Source organism: Cedecea neteri, from assembly GCF_000758325.1.
Lineage (GTDB): Bacteria > Pseudomonadota > Gammaproteobacteria > Enterobacterales > Enterobacteriaceae > Cedecea > Cedecea neteri_B.
Map to the genome: position 1 here is coordinate 3927463 of NZ_CP009459.1, position 15597 is coordinate 3943059.

Below are 15597 nucleotides of genomic sequence, written 5' to 3' on the forward strand. Positions count from 1 at the left end.
AACTCCTTATCTGGCTGAATAATGGCAATAAAAAAGCACAATGGCTGAAAAGCGCATTGTGCTTTGGGAACGAACAGTGGCCAGCATCGCGGCGTCTCCGGCATCACCACCGGCGTGAAGACACATCATCAGCTGATGCAGGCTGGAAATACGGCATAAGAACGAGAGTTCATAGCGTTTGCGAACAGCCAGACGATGCGGGCGTGCTACGCTATGCCCTCTTTTTAATGACGGAGAATGTGAGTAGCGAAGTGAATGATATAGAGCTCCAGCGCTGCACCAGAGCCGGGACCAATTTACGGCACAGACGTTATCCAGCGAATCAGAATAAACAGAGTCGTCTTTTTCCAGTTCACTCATGCTATTAAACCAGCAGCTATTATTCAGCCAAACGCGCGCCTTGTTGCCGAGCATCAGCAACATAAAGCGAAAAAGCGTTATGATCCGAACAATATAAACGCACATAGTTTCCCCCATAAACCTTCCCGCAGTGTAGACAGTTCGAAAAATAACAAACGTGACTTTACGCACAGTTATATAAATACAATAAACCCTCTTTTTTATGAGGAATAAATAGTATTGAAATACACAAAAAAATTAAATGATGTCAGGGAAGAGAATGAAATAAACAGGCTGAGACCAGCGAAGAGTTTTAAGGCGGGAAGGAATACATCCTGAGCCACACAAAGGCAGGTGGCTCATCGGGCAATCTGGATTCAACGCAGCCGGTTTTCTCTGGCACGAACGGGATAAGCACGCGGCCTCGTGTACCACGCTATCCAGCCCAGTACTGCCGCCACGGACCCGAGCACCAGCAACCCCATCAGCGCCCCGAGGAGTTTACCGCTGAAGGTGCCTAAATCGCCGCTGGTTACCCCGCTAACGACCCAAAAGTAACGCACCATCGCCCAAACGATGTACAAACAAAAAGCATAAAACAGCCACAGCGCAATTTTTCCGCCGGGGCTGCGAGTTGGTTTCGCATCCATAACGTTCGACCTAACTTTTCAACTGGAACAAAAACGGGTGTCGACGGCATTTCCACTGCCGCCTGAATGTGATTTTTATCACACTAACGCATTAGACGAACCGCTATAAGCGTTAAATTTTGTTTCAAATCAAAGCCTGTGGGGCATAAATCGGCTTTGCCAGTGGGGTTTGATTTAGCTTAAGGAAAATTCTTAATCGCGGTGAGGCCTCTGGAGAGATATCCGCACTCATGCGGGCTGGCGAATATTCCGTTCACTTCTAGTCTTGTTTCATATACAGCCACTTTACCGGTGAACGACTCGGGGGAGTCACCGTCACTCCCCCGAGCCCCCGGACTCCCGGCCAAATAAATCGACCGCTGAAGCGGCAGACCTCCGTTTTATCTCCCAGTCCTGGGTCGGCTGAGATGCGTTCCCGACGCTCTCAGCCTCCGGCCGTTCCCGACGGCCGGACCCTGGCCAGTCGGAGAGAAAACGGAGGCGATTTAAGCCGGAACCGAGCCCCGCTTTACGACTAACGTGTCCCTCAATCACAATGTCGCTTCAGGTTTTATTACCCTCACCCTAACCCTCTCCCAGAGGGAGAGGGAATAGATTGCGTACTGTTATGCCTGTTGTTTTCCCCCTCGCCCCTTTGGGGAGAGGGTCGGGGTGAGGGGAAAGAAGTGTTTCCGGTTCTTTTTCAAAGACCCCGAATGTTTGGGTGATAGCCGGTGGGTTCACCGCTTCAGCGGCGATGAGCTCGCCGGGCGCCGGGGGTTGTCAGGGGACATGGCGCAATGCCCCCTGACACGTTCACTGGAATGGTGTCAGCATATGACAAAGAACTAAAAGTGAATGGAATTTCATTGTGCTAACATGACAAAACGCTCCCCCCCGAAATCACCCTAAAAAATACTCTTTATTCCTTTCCCTCAATATTCCCTCACTGAAATATAAACGAACACATTTAATTTACACTGGCGGGTTGACAATAGTATTGCCCATGGGTAGATTTCACGGGCCGAAGTTGCGGCCTTTCCTAACCTGACATAAGAGACTAATGGATACTGAATTTAGTAGCTGCCCGAACATGGCCTTAATGGCGGTTCGGGAAAGTAAACATGAAATCGATTGTGATCACTTCTTCGTTTTGGTGTGTCTCGCCGGAGCCTGATGCTCTCGTGTTGTCCCACCTCGACCAGGGTTTTCACGGTCCCGAGGTGTGTTATGAACTTCAAATCTACCCTTTTTCCTGGTGTCAAAACAGTGACATCAACGCTGCGTGTCCGGCCGCCCCGCGATCGGGTGTTGTCCGCACGTAAAAAACAGTCAAACTCAATTTTCTCTTCGAAAATCAGTGAGTTGAATCAACGCATCACCAACTGGCGTGTCAGTCCTGTCACCGGCCAGCTGGAGCGTCGTTGCAGCTTCTCTGATGGCGAAGACCCACAAAGTCGACCCTTCGTAGCCTGATTCAGCCGTTACGCCGTAGGTTCGTCTGCGCGCTATGCCGCAGCCCGCTTCCGTGCGCCACGCTGAGTTACGTCACTGTTGGTACCTGTTTATTCGCTGATGCCTTCCGGCATATTTATCAGCAGGAACAAACACGTCCCAAGAAAAGAAAATATAAATTTCTCACCTGTTTATTTTTAATAAATAAATAGCGAGAAACCCTGTGCGAAATTAATTTAAAACCGATCGCTCATGCGACATCGGGCTATTTTCGGCCGCCCTTAATCTGGCGACCGCCGCAAAAAAGTCTGCTGCCGTCCGGCGACAGGAGCACCACCATGACTGTACAAACCAAGAACCGTAATAAAAAAAGCACGCTGTCTATGCGTGCCGCCCAGGAAGCCAAAAACGGCATCGCAGAAACCCTGGTCAACCTGAACACCACCCGGGAAGGGCTGCAGGAAGCCCACGCCAGCGCCCGGCTGGAGCGGGATGGCCTGAACGAAGTTGCCCATGACAAGCCGCCTCACGCGCTGGTTCAGCTGCTGATGGCATTTAATAACCCGTTTATCTACGTGCTCGGCATTCTCGCCGGGATCAGCTTCTTTACCGATTACTGGCTGCCCACCAGCCACGGCGAAGACGGTGACCTGACGACGGTGATTATCATCGGCACCATGGTAGCACTCAGCGGCCTGGTGCGTTTCTGGCAGGAACACCGTTCGGCGAAGTCTGCCGAGGCGCTGAAAGCGATGGTTCGTACCACCGCCACGGTTGTTCGTCGTGAACACGCTGGGCAAAAAGGAACTCCGCGTGAAATCCCGATGCGCGAGCTGGTCGTGGGCGATATCGTGCAACTTTATGCAGGGGACATGATCCCGGCAGACGTGCGTCTCATTGAGTCCCGGGATCTGTTTATCAGCCAGGCCGTGCTGACCGGTGAAGCGCTGCCGATTGAGAAATACGACACCCTGGGCGATGTGGCGCAAAAGTCCGCGCACGATAAGGCGATCGACAGCGAAAACCTGCTGGATATCCCGAACATCTGCTTTATGGGCACCAACGTGGTCAGCGGTACCGCGCAGGCTGTAGTGGTCGCGACCGGGCCACGGACTTACTTTGGCTCGCTGGCTAAAGCGATTGTCGGGAGCCGCGCACAAACGGCCTTCGACCGCGGCGTGAACAGCGTCAGTTGGCTGCTGATCCGCTTTATGCTGGTGATGGTGCCGGTGGTGTTCCTGATTAACGGCCTGCTGAAAGGCGAATGGTGGGATGCCCTGCTGTTTGCTCTGGCGGTGGCCGTGGGCCTGACGCCGGAAATGCTGCCAATGATCGTCAGCGCCAACCTCGCCAAAGGCGCGGTAGCGATGGCGAAGCGCAAAGTAGTGGTTAAGCGTCTGAACGCTATCCAGAACCTGGGCGCAATGGACGTACTGTGCACCGACAAAACCGGGACGCTGACGCAGGATAAGATCATCCTCGAGCACCACGTGGGCACCAACGGCCAGAAAAACGAGTCAGTGCTGGGGCTGGCCTGGCTTAACAGCTACCACCAGAGCGGCATCAAAAACCTGATGGATCAGGCGGTCATTTACTTCTCTGACAATGAGCCCAATTTCGTCAAACCGCAGGGCTACAGCAAAGTCGACGAGATGCCGTTTGATTTCGTCCGCCGCCGCCTGTCGATTGTGGTGAAGGACAGCCAGAGCAACCACCTGCTGGTGTGCAAAGGCGCCGTGGAAGAGATGCTGAGCATTGCCACCCACATGGAAGAAAACGGCAAGGTTGTCGCGCTGGATAATCAGCGTCGTGACGCCATGCTGGCAATGACCAATGACTACAACAAAGACGGTTTCCGCGTCCTGGTGGTAGCCACTCGCGACATTCCTAAAGCCGAGGCGAAAAAACAGTACGGCACCGACGATGAGCACGATCTGATTATCCGCGGTTTCCTCACCTTCCTCGATCCACCGAAGGAGAGCGCAGGCCCGGCAATTGCTGCGCTGATGGACATTGGTGTAGCGGTAAAAGTGCTGACCGGCGATAACGCCATCGTCACCACCCGCATCTGCCGCCAGGTCGGGCTGGAGCCGGGCGAGCCGGTACTCGGCCCGCAGATTGAGCAACTGAGCGACGCCTCCCTCCAGCAACTGGTGGAAGAGCGCACCGTGTTTGCCAAGCTGACTCCGCTGCAGAAATCCCGCGTGCTGAAGGCGCTGCAGGCCAACGGCCATACCGTGGGCTTCCTGGGCGACGGAATTAACGATGCCCCTGCCCTGCGCGATGCCGACGTGGGTATCTCGGTCGACAGCGGCACCGATATCGCCAAGGAATCCGCCGACATCATCCTGCTGGAAAAGAGCCTGATGGTGCTGGAAGAAGGCGTCATCAAAGGCCGCGAGACTTTTGGCAACATCATGAAGTACCTGAACATGACCGCCAGCTCCAACTTCGGCAACGTGTTCTCGGTGCTGGTCGCCAGCGCATTCATCCCGTTCCTGCCGATGCTTGCGATCCAGCTGCTGCTGCAAAACCTGATGTACGACATCTCCCAGCTCGCGCTGCCGTGGGACAAAACGGACAAAGAGTTCCTGAGCAAGCCGCGCAAGTGGGATGCCAAAAACATTGGCCGCTTCATGGTCTGGATTGGCCCGACGTCGTCCATTTTTGACATGACCACCTTCGCGCTGATGTGGTTTGTGTTCAGCGCCAACAGCGAGCACATGCAGACCCTGTTCCAGTCCGGCTGGTTCGTTGAAGGCCTGCTGTCGCAGACTCTGGTGGTACACATGCTGCGTACCCAGAAAATTCCGTTCATTCAGAGCACCGCCGCCTGGCCGGTGATGATGATGACCGGGCTGATTATGGCGATTGGGATTTACGTCCCGTTCTCTCCGCTCGGGCCGTTGGTTGGGCTGCAGGCGCTGCCGTGGCAGTACTTCCCGTGGCTGGTCGCTACCCTGCTGGCCTATTGCTGCGTGGCTCAGGGCATGAAAACGTTCTACATGCGTCGCTTCAAGCAGTGGCACTAACGCTGCGTTAAAAACTGCATAAGGTGCCGCTTCGGCGGCACCCTTCAGGCAAGTAACACAAGCTGGAAAGCATTATGGAAAAGCAACATTCCATTATTTTCCTGATTAAAAATAAGACCATCGCACTGGTTGTCTTATTTTTAATGAAAATAACCCGCACCCTTCGCGTCCACGCCCTGGCCTGGTTCGCCGGAGGGAAAATCAACTACCAACACGCGAAAGCGTTACTGAACCTCGCCAGCGCCATACATCGTTTTTCGATCAGGTTACTGCGTTTTGTTACACCACCCGCCCTGAAGAGGGGGAATTGATTATGTCCGGAACTACTCTGTTAATTAACCTGGCTGGCGCCATCGCTTTGCTGCTCTGGGGCAGCCATATGATTTCGACTGCGCTGCAGCGCGGCTTCGGCACGCCGCTGCGCAACTGGATGGGACGCCACCTTACCAGCCGCTGGACGGCTCTGCTCGCCGGGATCGGCATTACCGGCGTTCTGCAAAGCAGCACCGCGGTGAGCATGATGGCGACGTCGTTCACCGCCGCCGGGACGCTGAGCCTTGCCCCTGCCCTGGCGGTGATGCTCGGCGCTAACATCGGCTCCACGCTGGTGGTGCAACTGATGAGCTTCAACATGGAAATGGCCATCCCGCTGCTGCTGTTGGCAGGGTTTGTGGTCTTTAAGCTGCGCGACCATTCCAACTTTGAGAGCGTGGGATGCGCCCTGATTGGCCTCGGTTTGATGCTGCTTGCCCTGCATTTACTGAGCGGCACGCTGGCGGAAATCGAAGTCACCCCGGTGTTTCACGCCGTCATGCAGGGGTTGCAGGGCGATATCTTAATCGCCCTGCTGGTGGCCGCGATCCTGACGCTGCTGTGCCACTCCAGCGTGGCAATCATTTTGCTGATCGCTTCCCTTGCGGCTACCGGCGCGATGGGGCCAGAAACAGCTCTGATCCTGGTGATGGGGGCCAATATTGGCGGGGCGCTACCGCCGGTGCTAAACGCAGGCTCTGCCGTGGCTCGTCGCCTGCCGGTGGGCAACCTTATGGTTCGCCTCGCCGGCTGTGCGCTGGCACTGTTACTGCTTCCACTACTGACGGATCTCGCGCAGAAGTCCGGGCTGAGCACGCCTCAGCTGGTGGTGTCGTTCCACACCGCGTTTAGTGCCGTACTCGCGCTGCTGTTTATCGGCCTGACCGCGCCGATGGCGCGTTTCCTGGAGCGTTTGTTCCCGGAAGAAGAGCGCGTGGGCGACCCAGGGATGCCGATGTATCTGGACGATGCCGGCCTCGAGGTGGCTTATATCGGCCTGTCCAACTCAGTCCGTGAATCGCTGCGCGCCGCCGACATGCTGACCATCATGCTGGACCGCCTGCTGGTGCTGTTTGTCACCCAGGAAAAGCAGGCCGCTGATGAGATTCGCCAGCTTGACCAGTCGGTGGATCTGCTCAGCGCGGCGGTGCGTGCTTACCTGGCCGATATCAGCCATGACGGGCTGAATGACGCGGATGCCGATCGCGCCCAGGAGATCCTGATGTTCATCATCAACTTCGAGCATGCGGGAGACATTCTTTCCAGCAACCTGACCCAACTGGCGACACGCCGCGCGCGCCGGGGCGAACTGTTCAGCGACTTTGAGTTACACAATATTCGCCTGCTGCACGCGGAGATCCTCACCAGCCTGCGCCTCGGCATCGCCGCGTTTATGCGTGAAGACTTATCCGCAGCCCATCAGTTAGTACAGCGCAAAGAAACCATTCGTCAGCTCGAGGCTTCCGCCAGCCGCGAGCACTTCAAAAAACTGCGAGAGGACAAAAATGCCTGGGCGGAATCCGGCGACATTTTCCAGCGAGTACTGCGGGACTACCGCCGCGTGCATCACCACATTGCGGCCGTGGCCTACCCGGTGATCGACCGACTTGGCGATAAGTCGCTGCGCTTTATCGAAACGCCGCCGGACGCTTAAAAAACAATAACCGCCGCAAGGTGGACGAAGCATCTTTTCAAGGAAAGCAACGTTAAGGTACAGAAAAGTGAGAGTTTTAATCTGCGCAGGTCGGTTTTATGCCGACACCCACACCCTCACCCGCGTGCTGGATTTATATGCCAGCACGCAGACAATGAATGTGCTGATCCACGGGGGGCATCAGTCGCTCGGCGGGGCCATTGAAACCTGGGCACGCGGCACCGACGTGCACGTTATTCGCTACCCGGCCAACTGGGCGCTGCACGGTAAATACGCGGAAACCCGCCGTAATCTGTTTATGCTGGAGGACAGCCGCCCCGACGTGCTGCTGGCGTTTCCCGGGGGAGAAGACACGGCAGAGTGCGTGCGAATGGCGCGCAGTTCCGGCGTGAAGGTAATAGAGATTTAATCCACCCGGGCTGCGGCTGGGAAATGTTATCGCAGCCCGTTTTTTCATGCCGCGACCGGTGCCAAGTTTACGTCTTTCAGGAATTCGGTAATACGTGGGTTCTCACCGCTGCGTAGCGCCTGCGGAGAGTCGTCGCAAACGACTCGCCCTTTTTCCATAAACACAATTCTGTCCGACACGCCGAACGCGAAGTTCATTTCGTGGGTGACGATCACCATTGTGATGCCCTCCTCCGCCAGGTTCTCAATCACCTGCAGCACCTCATTCACCTTTTCGGGATCCAGCGCCGAGGTAGGCTCATCGAACAGCATGATTTGCGGACGCATCATTAAAGCCCGCGCAATCGCCACCCTTTGTTGCTGCCCGCCGGAAAGCTGGTGCGGGTATTTGTGAGCGTGCTCGAGCATGCCGACTTTACGCAGCAATACACAGGCCTCGCGCTTCAGCTCTGCATCCGTCGCCAGGCGATGATAATGCGGCGCCAGCATCAGGTTTTTCATCACCGTTAAGTGCGGGAACAGGTTAAAGCCCTGGAACACCATGCCGATGTTCAGCCGGTGCGCGGCGTTTTCCACATACTGCGGCTTCTGGGCCCCATGTTTTTCCAGGCGAATAAACGGCTGGCCATTGATCAGGATCTCGCCGTTATCCAACTGCTCCAGGCCATTCAACAGGCGGATAAGCGTGGTTTTACCGGAGCCAGACGGACCAATGACGGACACGACTTCACCGGGCTTGATATCCAGGTTCACAGCGCCAAGCACCTCCACGTTGTTATAGGCCTTGTGCAGCTTGCGGGCCTGCAGGGCGGGCGTATTCGCGGCCAGAGCCGGGCGAGCAACCAGCCCGCTTTCCTGCGCCGCCATCGCCTCAAGTTCGGCTTCCGGCAAGCGAGTCGTTTTACGCTGGGTAACATCCAGCCTTTTTTCCAGCAGCTTCAGCAGGAAGTCAAAGACCGTGACGATAAACACATAATAGAAAGCCACCGCCGCCATGGTTTCCATCACCAGGAAGTTTTGCGAGTAAAGCCGCTGCCCGACCATAAGGATCTCGGTCAGCGAAATCACCGAAACCAGCGAGCTAAGTTTCACGATGGAGATGTATTCGTTCGCCAGCGACGGCAGCGCCACCCGCAGCGCCTGCGGCACGATAACCAGCCATTGAATGCCCGCGTAGCGCAGCCCTAGGGCATGGGCGGCTTCACGCTGCCCGCGCGGGATAGCCAGCAGGCCGCCACGGTGAATCTCGGCAATGTAGGCCGTTTCACTCAGCACCAGCGCGATAAGCCCGGCCCAGAACGGGTCGCTCAGCAAAGCCGAGCTGCCGGGCAGCGCCTGAGGCAGGTTGTAGACAAAAATCAGCAACACCAGCAGCGGCAGGCTGCGAAACAGCCAGATATAAGCCCGCGCCGGTAAAGAAAGCCAGGGAGACGCCGCCTGTTTGCCCAGCGCCAGAAGAAAACCAAACCCGATGCTGATTACCCAGCTCAGCAGGCTCAGCTTAATCACGGTCCAGGTTGCCTGCCAAAAATCGGCGTTGCTAAACAGGCTGAATAAATAGTTCCAGTCAAAAGACATATCAGTACTCCCCGGCGATGAATATTACAAACTGCTGGCCTGAATTTCGGCTTCGGACGGCTCCGCCAGGTGATACTTTTTCACTAAGGCCGAGTATTTGCCGCTCGCTTTAAAGGCCGCAATGCCGTCGTTCAGCGCTTTTTTCAATTCAGGGTTGGTTTTACTCACACCAAGCCCTACCAGCACCGGGTACAGCAGTTCAGTCGAGGTTACCGCCAGCCGCCCTTTCATCTTATCCACCACCTGACTTGCCACGGCGGCGTCGGTCATCTGCACTTCAACCGCGTGGGAAAGCAGCGCCTGCGTGGTTTGCGGGTCGGTTGAGAATTCGCTGACCGTAATCGGCTTCAGTCCCTGCTTCACGCAATAATCCGCCGACAGCGTGTGCAGTTTTTCCAGCCAGTAAGTACCCTGCATCGAGCCGACTTTATGCCCGCACAACTCCTCCGGCTTGGTTGGCTTGAAGCTGGCGTTGCTCAGCGTCAGCAGCGATTCACCGGTTTTCAGGTACGGCACCATGTCGATCACCTTCTGGCGCTCCGGGGTGATAAACAGCGCGGACGCAATCAGCTCGAAGCGCTTCGCCTGCAGGCCGGGGATCAGGCTGGTGAAACGGGTATCCACGTAATTAGGCTTCAGCTTCATCGCTTCGGCCACGCCGTTGATAAATTCAATATCGAAGCCCGCCGGGGTTTTGCCGTCGAGGTATTCGTAAGGCGGGAAGGTAATGTCGCTACCCACCGTAAGCTGCCCGGGGGTCATCACGGCCGCCTGAGCCCCGCCGCTGAGCAGTAAAGGCAGCGCCGCCGCCATGCAGGTAAATAACGCCTTGCTGTGTGAGGATGTAAACATGCGATGACTCCAGTGCAGGTGGTTAATCATTTTTATGGATGCCAAAATGGAGGCACCTTTAACAACGTATGATTTTCGCGCCAGGGAATGTCTTGCAATATATTCGCCAGAACGATAATCACTCGATGAGCATTTGCGATGAGGCCATGCTGCAGGAGAAGCGCGTCGGGATAAAGGACGAAAAATATGCCTTACCTCTATAAAAAATTGTTTTAATGCAATGCCGTTTTTTTTGCACCAGCGAAGCGCAAAACATTAATTCCCCAAAAGAAAGCCAATAAAGACATATTTCAGGCAGATAATTGAACATTGAAATATTCGCCCGCACCAAAAAAGTGCAGTTTAATTTTCTCTTGCCACTTTTTGGGGATAATTCGTGGCCAATAAAAGCGAAAATATTTTTTCAGCGCAGGTTTTTTACCGTTTGCGACGACCACACAGGTACCTGGCATGGGCCTTGCTGCAGATTGACTGAATAGCCTGAAACTCTCTTCGAGGCTGCATTGACAATAAAAAAGCGGGGTTAGCGCCATGACACATTTCACGCTCAAGCAGCTCAAGTACTTTGTCACCGTCGTGGAGGCGCAGAGCATCGCCGAAGCCTCAAGGCAGCTGCATATCGCCCAGCCTTCCGTTTCTATAGCCATCAAAAACCTGGAAGATACCTTTGAGCAGCAGTTTTTTATTCGCCACCACGCCCAGGGCGTTTCACTCACGCCCGGCGGGCTGCGGTTTTATGAAAAAGCCCGCGAACTGCTGCGGCTTTCATACCAGTTTGAGCAAAATGCCAAAGCGGATAACGACCTGGTTTCCGGCACTATCGCCATCGGCTGCTTCGAGTCCGCGGCCCCGCTCTATCTGCCGAGGCTTATCGCCGGGTTTCGCAAGCTTTATCCTGACATTACTATCCGGCTGTACGACGGGGAGCAAAACGAGCTGACCCACGGGCTGCACCGCGGCCGCTTCGACCTGGCCTTTATGTACAACCTGGAGTTAGAGAGCACGCTGCACACCGAAAAACTGAACGCCCCACAAAAGCCTTACGCCCTGCTCCCGGCGGCGCATCCGCTGGCGGGGAAAACATCCGTGACACTCAAAGAACTCAGCCGTGAACCGATGATCCTGCTGGACGTTATTCCCAGCAAAAGCTACTTCATGAACATTTTCACCGACAAAGGGCTGCACCCGGAGGTGGCCTACAGTTCGCCGTCGATTGAAATGGTGCGCTGCATGGTCGGCCAGGGCATGGGGTTCTCGGTGCTGGTGACCCGCCCCTGCACCGACGTAACCTACGACGGCCAGCGCGTTAAGCAGGTGGAAATCATTGATGATATGGCGGACTCCACGCTGGTGATGGCTTATTTACGCAATAACGAGCCGACCCGGCCAACGCGTTTATTTATGGATTACTGCCGCACCTTTGAGCTAATGCCGGAGGTGCTGGCAGAAGATTAAAAAAAACAGGACCGCGGGCTTAACATACAAGCAATTCATAGCCTCCAGATTGAGGCTACTTTATTTATGCCTTATCCCTAGATTTATAATATTTTACGGAATGTCTGCCGCTTAATAACCTTGTGCCATAGCGAAGCTGCGCTGAACCTTATTTCCCGAGCACCAAGGAAACAGACATGACCGAAATAAAAACACTGACAGATACCCTTGTGATTGGTGCCGGCCAGGCCGGGATCGCCATGAGCGAGCACCTGACGCGCCTCGGCATTCCCCATCTGGTGCTGGAGAAAAACCGCATTGCCGAAGCCTGGCGCAGCGGCCGCTGGGATTCGCTGGTCGCCAACGGCCCGGCCTGGCACGACCGCTTTCCTGGCCTTGAGTTTGACGCCGCCGATCCGGACAGTTTTATCCCCAAAGACGAGGTGGCGAACTACTTCGAAAACTACGCCCGGAAATTTGAAGCGCCGGTCAAAACGGGCGTGGAAGTGAAAAGCGTGACGCGCAATCACGGCAGGCCGGGTTTCACGGTGGAAACCAGCGATGGTATTGTCGAAGCAAAGCATATCGTGGCCGCCACCGGGCCTTTCCAGCGCCCGATCGTCCCGGCCATTGCTCCGGCAGATGACGGGCTGCATCAGATTCATTCTGCCGCCTACAAAAACCCGGCTCAGCTTCCGGCTGGTGCAGTGCTTGTCGTGGGCGCAGGCTCTTCCGGGGTGCAAATCGCCGATGAGCTACAGCGCGCGGGCAAGCAGGTTTACCTGTCCGTGGGTGCCCACGATCGCCCTCCCCGCGCCTACCGTAACCGGGACTTCTGCTGGTGGCTGGGTGTGCTTGGGCTGTGGGATGCGGCGGCCAATCAGCCGGGCAAAGAACACGTCACCATTGCGGTGAGCGGCGCTCGCGGCGGCCACACCGTTGATTTCCGGGCTCTCGCACACCAGGGCATTCACCTCGTCGGCCTGACCCAGCGCTTCGCCGATGGCAAAGTCTTTTTTGAAGATAACCTGGCGCACAACATCCGCCAGGGCGACGAAAGCTATCTGGCCCTGCTGGACGCCGCCGATGCGTGGATTGCCCGCAATGGGATAGATCTCCCCGAAGAGCCGCAAGCTCGTGTCTTCCCGGCCGATCCTCTTTGTGTCACCCAGCCCACGCTTGAACTGAACCTGGCCGAAGCAGGTATCACCTCGATTATCTGGGCGACAGGATACGCCCCGGACTATGGCTGGCTGCAGGTGGATGCTTTTGATGCTCAGGGCAAACCACGCCACCAGCGCGGCGTTTCCAGCGAGCCGGGCGTCTATTTCCTCGGCCTGCCGTGGCTTTCCCGCCGGGGCTCAACGTTTATCTGGGGCGTGTGGCATGACGCGAAATACGTCGCCGACCACATTGAAACCCAGCGCAAATACAGCCGCTATCTCGACGCTTCCCAGCGCTAACCTTTTTGCCAACAAGGAATTAACCGATGCCCACGCATACCCGTATTCGCATGTTTAACACCAAAGAGACTTACCCTAACCAGTCGCTGAACAACGATCTCTGCCAGGCGGTGCGCGCCGGGAACACCGTGTATGTGCGCGGCCAGGTCGGGACAGATTTTGAAGGCAATTTGATTGGACTGGGCGACCCGCAGGCACAGGCTGAGCAGGCGATGAAGAACGTTAAGCAACTGCTGGAGGAAGCCGGGAGCGACCTTTCCCACATCGTCAAAACCACCACCTATATTATCGACCCGCGCTATCGCGAGCCGGTGTATCAGGAAGTGGGCAAATGGCTGAAAGGCGTATTTCCAATCTCCACCGGCCTCGTGGTTTCTGCCCTCGGCCAGCCGCAGTGGCTGATGGAAATCGACGTTATCGCGGTGATCCCGGACGAGACTCAGGGGGAAAAATGACCTTTTCCATCGCCGCACGCTGCCGGGAAACCGGCCAGCTTGGCATCGCCATTAGCTCATCCAGCATCGCGGTGGGCGCTCGCTGCCCGTGGCTGGTGCCGGGCGTGGGCGCGGTGTCGAGCCAGAACATTACCCTGCCCGCGCTGGGCCCGATGGTGCTGTCAAAGCTGGGCGAAGGTGTCACGCCGCAGGAGGCGCTAAAGCTGGTCGCCAGTGAACATTTGCACGGCGACTACCGCCAGGTGACGGCCATCGACAGTAACGGTAAAACCGCCTGCCACAGTGGCATTAATTCCCTGGGCATTTACCACGCAGTGGAGGGAGACAACTGCGTGGCGGCGGGCAATATGCTGGCCGATAAGTCAGTTATTAACGCCATGATCTACCGCTTCGAACAAAGCCCCGGCCCGCTGGCGGACAGACTGATGGCCGCCCTTGAAACGGCCCTGGAAAAAGGTGGCGAAGCCGGACCAGTGCATTCGGCGGCGTTAAAAGTGGTGGACACCGTCGCCTGGCCGGTTATCGACCTGCGCGTGGACTGGGTGGACGAAAACCCGATTGCCGCGCTGCATTCGCTCTGGCTGGCCTATAAACCACAAATGCAGGATTACCTGATCCGCGCGCTCGATCCGCGCGAAGCCCCCAGCTACGGTGTGCCAGGCGATGAATAGCCAACTGATTCCTTTATTGCAGAAGTTGCTGGCGCGGGACACCACCAGCCGCGAGTCGAACCTGGCGCTGATCCAGGATATTCATGATTATCTCGCCGAATGGGGTATCAGTGCGGAGCTGTTTCACAGTGAAGACGGGCGTAAAGCCAATCTTTATGCAGTGTTTGGCCCGGCAGGTGGTGGCGGCGTGATGTTGTCTGGCCATACGGACGTGGTGCCGGTGGACGGGCAACAGTGGAGCGTCCCTCCATTCGATATGACTTACCGGGAGGGCCGCTACTACGGGCGCGGCGCGGCGGACATGAAGGGCTTTATCGCCTGCGTGCTGGCCTCCGTTCCGGCGTTTCTTGCACAGCCGCTGAGAATGCCGCTGCACCTCGCCTTCTCCTACGACGAAGAGGTCGGCTGCCTCGGCGTGCGTAGCCTGGTGGAGCACCTCCGTGCTTCCAAAGAGAAACCCGCGCTTTGCATTGTCGGGGAGCCAACCGAAATGCGCCCGGTTTACGGGCACAAAGGCAAAATCGCCATGCGCTGCGAGGTACACGGCCGCGCCTGCCATTCTGCCTATGCGCCAGAAGGCGTGAACGCCATTGAATATGCCGCCCGGCTTATCGGCAAACTGGGAGAAGTTCGCGAGGCGCTGACCCAAAAAACGGATACCCGCTTTGATCCCCCGTTCAGTACGCTCCAGGTTGGCACCATTCACGGCGGCAACGCGCTGAACATTGTCCCGCAGGAATGCCAGTTTGATTTTGAAATCCGCTACCTGCCGGGCGTTGAGGCCACCGCGGCGATCGCCGACATTCAGGGCTATGCGCAGCAAAACCTGGTGCCCGCCATGCAACGTGTTTCCCCGGCAAGTACCATCCGGTTTACTCCCCTGAGCCAGTACCCGGGCCTGCTGACGGACGCCCAGTCCGAATTTGCCGGATGGCTGGCGCAGTGGTGCGGCAGCGCTGACTTCAGCACCGTGGCGTTTGGCACCGAGGGCGGGCTTTTTGACGAAGCCGGGATCGCCACGCTGATTTGTGGCCCCGGCAGCATGGACCAAGGGCACAAGCCCGATGAGTTTGTCGCCGAAGAACAGTTGCAAAAATGCATGGCGATGCTGGAAAACCTGCGCCAGTGGATGAGCGTCTGATCGCTGCGTAGCGTCTGCAGGGAAAAAACAGATAATTTATGCCCACCAACAGTAAACCAACAGAATATCCCCCTTAAATACATCACCATTTAAATCATTAACTCCAAAAAAGGAAAGGGCAGCGGCAAATAACCAGTATAAATCTGGGTTTATTCCTTATCATTGAACCATCAT

Annotated in this window: 14 protein-coding genes; 9 read left to right on the forward strand and 5 right to left on the reverse strand. The window is 56.3% G+C overall.

The genetic code is table 11. From position 1 onward, the window contains the following. Positions 1-6 precede the first annotated feature (6 nt). Together LH86_RS18375 and drpB are read right to left on the reverse strand one after the other, a co-directional pair. The gene (locus LH86_RS18375; RefSeq protein WP_231562704.1) at positions 7-465 is read right to left on the reverse strand and encodes a hypothetical protein; all 459 of its coding nucleotides are present in this window, start codon (positions 463-465) and stop codon (positions 7-9) included. Positions 466-716: 251 nt separating this feature from the next. Next, positions 717-989 carry a cell division protein DrpB gene (gene drpB, locus LH86_RS18380; protein WP_008458086.1) on the reverse strand — a complete coding sequence of 91 codons (273 nt, stop codon included), beginning with the start codon at positions 987-989 and terminating at the stop codon, positions 717-719. Between the two features lie 1772 nt (positions 990-2761). Between drpB and mgtA the strand changes: the two genes are divergently transcribed. From mgtA to LH86_RS18400, 4 genes are all read left to right on the forward strand, one after another. Continuing rightward, positions 2762-5455 (forward strand): magnesium-translocating P-type ATPase, encoded by a 2694-nt coding sequence (gene mgtA / locus LH86_RS18385; RefSeq protein WP_039304350.1) that lies wholly within the window; start codon positions 2762-2764, stop codon positions 5453-5455. 74 nt (positions 5456-5529) lie between these two features. Beyond that, the gene (locus LH86_RS18390) at positions 5530-5766 is read left to right on the forward strand and encodes a hypothetical protein (protein WP_039304353.1); all 237 of its coding nucleotides are present in this window, start codon (positions 5530-5532) and stop codon (positions 5764-5766) included. Positions 5767-5768: 2 nt separating this feature from the next. Then, positions 5769-7421, forward strand: coding sequence for a Na/Pi cotransporter family protein (locus LH86_RS18395; protein WP_039304356.1), 1653 nt, complete (start codon positions 5769-5771; stop codon positions 7419-7421). 67 nt (positions 7422-7488) lie between these two features. Continuing rightward, a complete protein-coding gene (locus LH86_RS18400; RefSeq protein ID WP_008458076.1) occupies positions 7489-7830 on the forward strand; it encodes a DUF2493 domain-containing protein in 342 nt (113 codons plus the stop codon). Positions 7831-7874: 44 nt separating this feature from the next. Here the strand turns inward: LH86_RS18400 and LH86_RS18405 are convergent, their stop codons facing one another. The 3 genes from LH86_RS18405 to LH86_RS22650 form a co-directional block, all read right to left on the reverse strand. Next, on the reverse strand, positions 7875-9407 hold the full coding sequence (locus tag LH86_RS18405; protein WP_039304359.1) for an amino acid ABC transporter permease/ATP-binding protein: 1533 nt from the start codon (positions 9405-9407) through the stop codon (positions 7875-7877). 24 nt (positions 9408-9431) lie between these two features. Continuing rightward, on the reverse strand, positions 9432-10259 hold the full coding sequence (locus LH86_RS18410) for an ABC transporter substrate-binding protein (protein ID WP_081943033.1): 828 nt from the start codon (positions 10257-10259) through the stop codon (positions 9432-9434). Positions 10260-10549: 290 nt separating this feature from the next. After that, entirely contained in the window at positions 10550-10792 is a 243-nt protein-coding gene (locus LH86_RS22650; protein WP_156107041.1) for a hypothetical protein, read from the reverse strand. Here LH86_RS22650 and LH86_RS18415 point away from each other — a divergent pair. The 5 genes from LH86_RS18415 (at position 10791) to argE (ending at position 15423) form a co-directional block, all read left to right on the forward strand. Beyond that, entirely contained in the window at positions 10791-11714 is a 924-nt protein-coding gene (locus tag LH86_RS18415; RefSeq protein WP_039304362.1) for a LysR substrate-binding domain-containing protein, read from the forward strand. The two genes, LH86_RS22650 and LH86_RS18415, sit on opposite strands and share 2 nt — an antisense overlap. A gap of 176 nt (positions 11715-11890) precedes the next feature. Beyond that, a complete protein-coding gene (locus LH86_RS18420; protein ID WP_039304365.1) occupies positions 11891-13156 on the forward strand; it encodes a flavin-containing monooxygenase in 1266 nt (421 codons plus the stop codon). Between the two features lie 26 nt (positions 13157-13182). Further along, positions 13183-13611, forward strand: coding sequence for a RidA family protein (locus LH86_RS18425; RefSeq protein WP_039304368.1), 429 nt, complete (start codon positions 13183-13185; stop codon positions 13609-13611). Beyond that, positions 13608-14282 carry a DUF1028 domain-containing protein gene (locus tag LH86_RS18430; protein WP_039304371.1) on the forward strand — a complete coding sequence of 225 codons (675 nt, stop codon included), beginning with the start codon at positions 13608-13610 and terminating at the stop codon, positions 14280-14282. Before LH86_RS18425 ends, LH86_RS18430 begins: the two co-directional genes overlap by 4 nt. Continuing rightward, positions 14275-15423, forward strand: a complete 1149-nt coding sequence (argE, locus tag LH86_RS18435; RefSeq protein ID WP_039304372.1) for an acetylornithine deacetylase — start codon at positions 14275-14277, stop codon at positions 15421-15423. The genes LH86_RS18430 and argE overlap by 8 nt, the downstream gene beginning before the upstream one ends. Positions 15424-15597 lie beyond the last annotated feature (174 nt).

What these genes read in the sequence shown, in the direction of transcription:
- LH86_RS18375 (WP_231562704.1), bottom strand. Translation starts at nt 465, where the DNA reads ATGTGCGTTTATATTGTTCGGATCATAACGCTTTTTCGCTTTATGTTG.
- drpB (WP_008458086.1), bottom strand. Translation starts at nt 989, where the DNA reads ATGGATGCGAAACCAACTCGCAGCCCCGGCGGAAAAATTGCGCTGTGG.
- mgtA (WP_039304350.1), top strand. Translation starts at nt 2,762, where the DNA reads ATGACTGTACAAACCAAGAACCGTAATAAAAAAAGCACGCTGTCTATG.
- LH86_RS18390 (WP_039304353.1), top strand. Translation starts at nt 5,530, where the DNA reads ATGGAAAAGCAACATTCCATTATTTTCCTGATTAAAAATAAGACCATC.
- LH86_RS18395 (WP_039304356.1), top strand. Translation starts at nt 5,769, where the DNA reads ATGTCCGGAACTACTCTGTTAATTAACCTGGCTGGCGCCATCGCTTTG.
- LH86_RS18405 (WP_039304359.1), bottom strand. Translation starts at nt 9,407, where the DNA reads ATGTCTTTTGACTGGAACTATTTATTCAGCCTGTTTAGCAACGCCGAT.
- LH86_RS18410 (WP_081943033.1), bottom strand. Translation starts at nt 10,259, where the DNA reads ATGTTTACATCCTCACACAGCAAGGCGTTATTTACCTGCATGGCGGCG.
- LH86_RS18415 (WP_039304362.1), top strand. Translation starts at nt 10,791, where the DNA reads ATGACACATTTCACGCTCAAGCAGCTCAAGTACTTTGTCACCGTCGTG.
- LH86_RS22650 (WP_156107041.1), bottom strand. Translation starts at nt 10,792, where the DNA reads ATGGCGCTAACCCCGCTTTTTTATTGTCAATGCAGCCTCGAAGAGAGT.
- LH86_RS18420 (WP_039304365.1), top strand. Translation starts at nt 11,891, where the DNA reads ATGACCGAAATAAAAACACTGACAGATACCCTTGTGATTGGTGCCGGC.
- LH86_RS18425 (WP_039304368.1), top strand. Translation starts at nt 13,183, where the DNA reads ATGCCCACGCATACCCGTATTCGCATGTTTAACACCAAAGAGACTTAC.
- LH86_RS18430 (WP_039304371.1), top strand. Translation starts at nt 13,608, where the DNA reads ATGACCTTTTCCATCGCCGCACGCTGCCGGGAAACCGGCCAGCTTGGC.
- argE (WP_039304372.1), top strand. Translation starts at nt 14,275, where the DNA reads ATGAATAGCCAACTGATTCCTTTATTGCAGAAGTTGCTGGCGCGGGAC.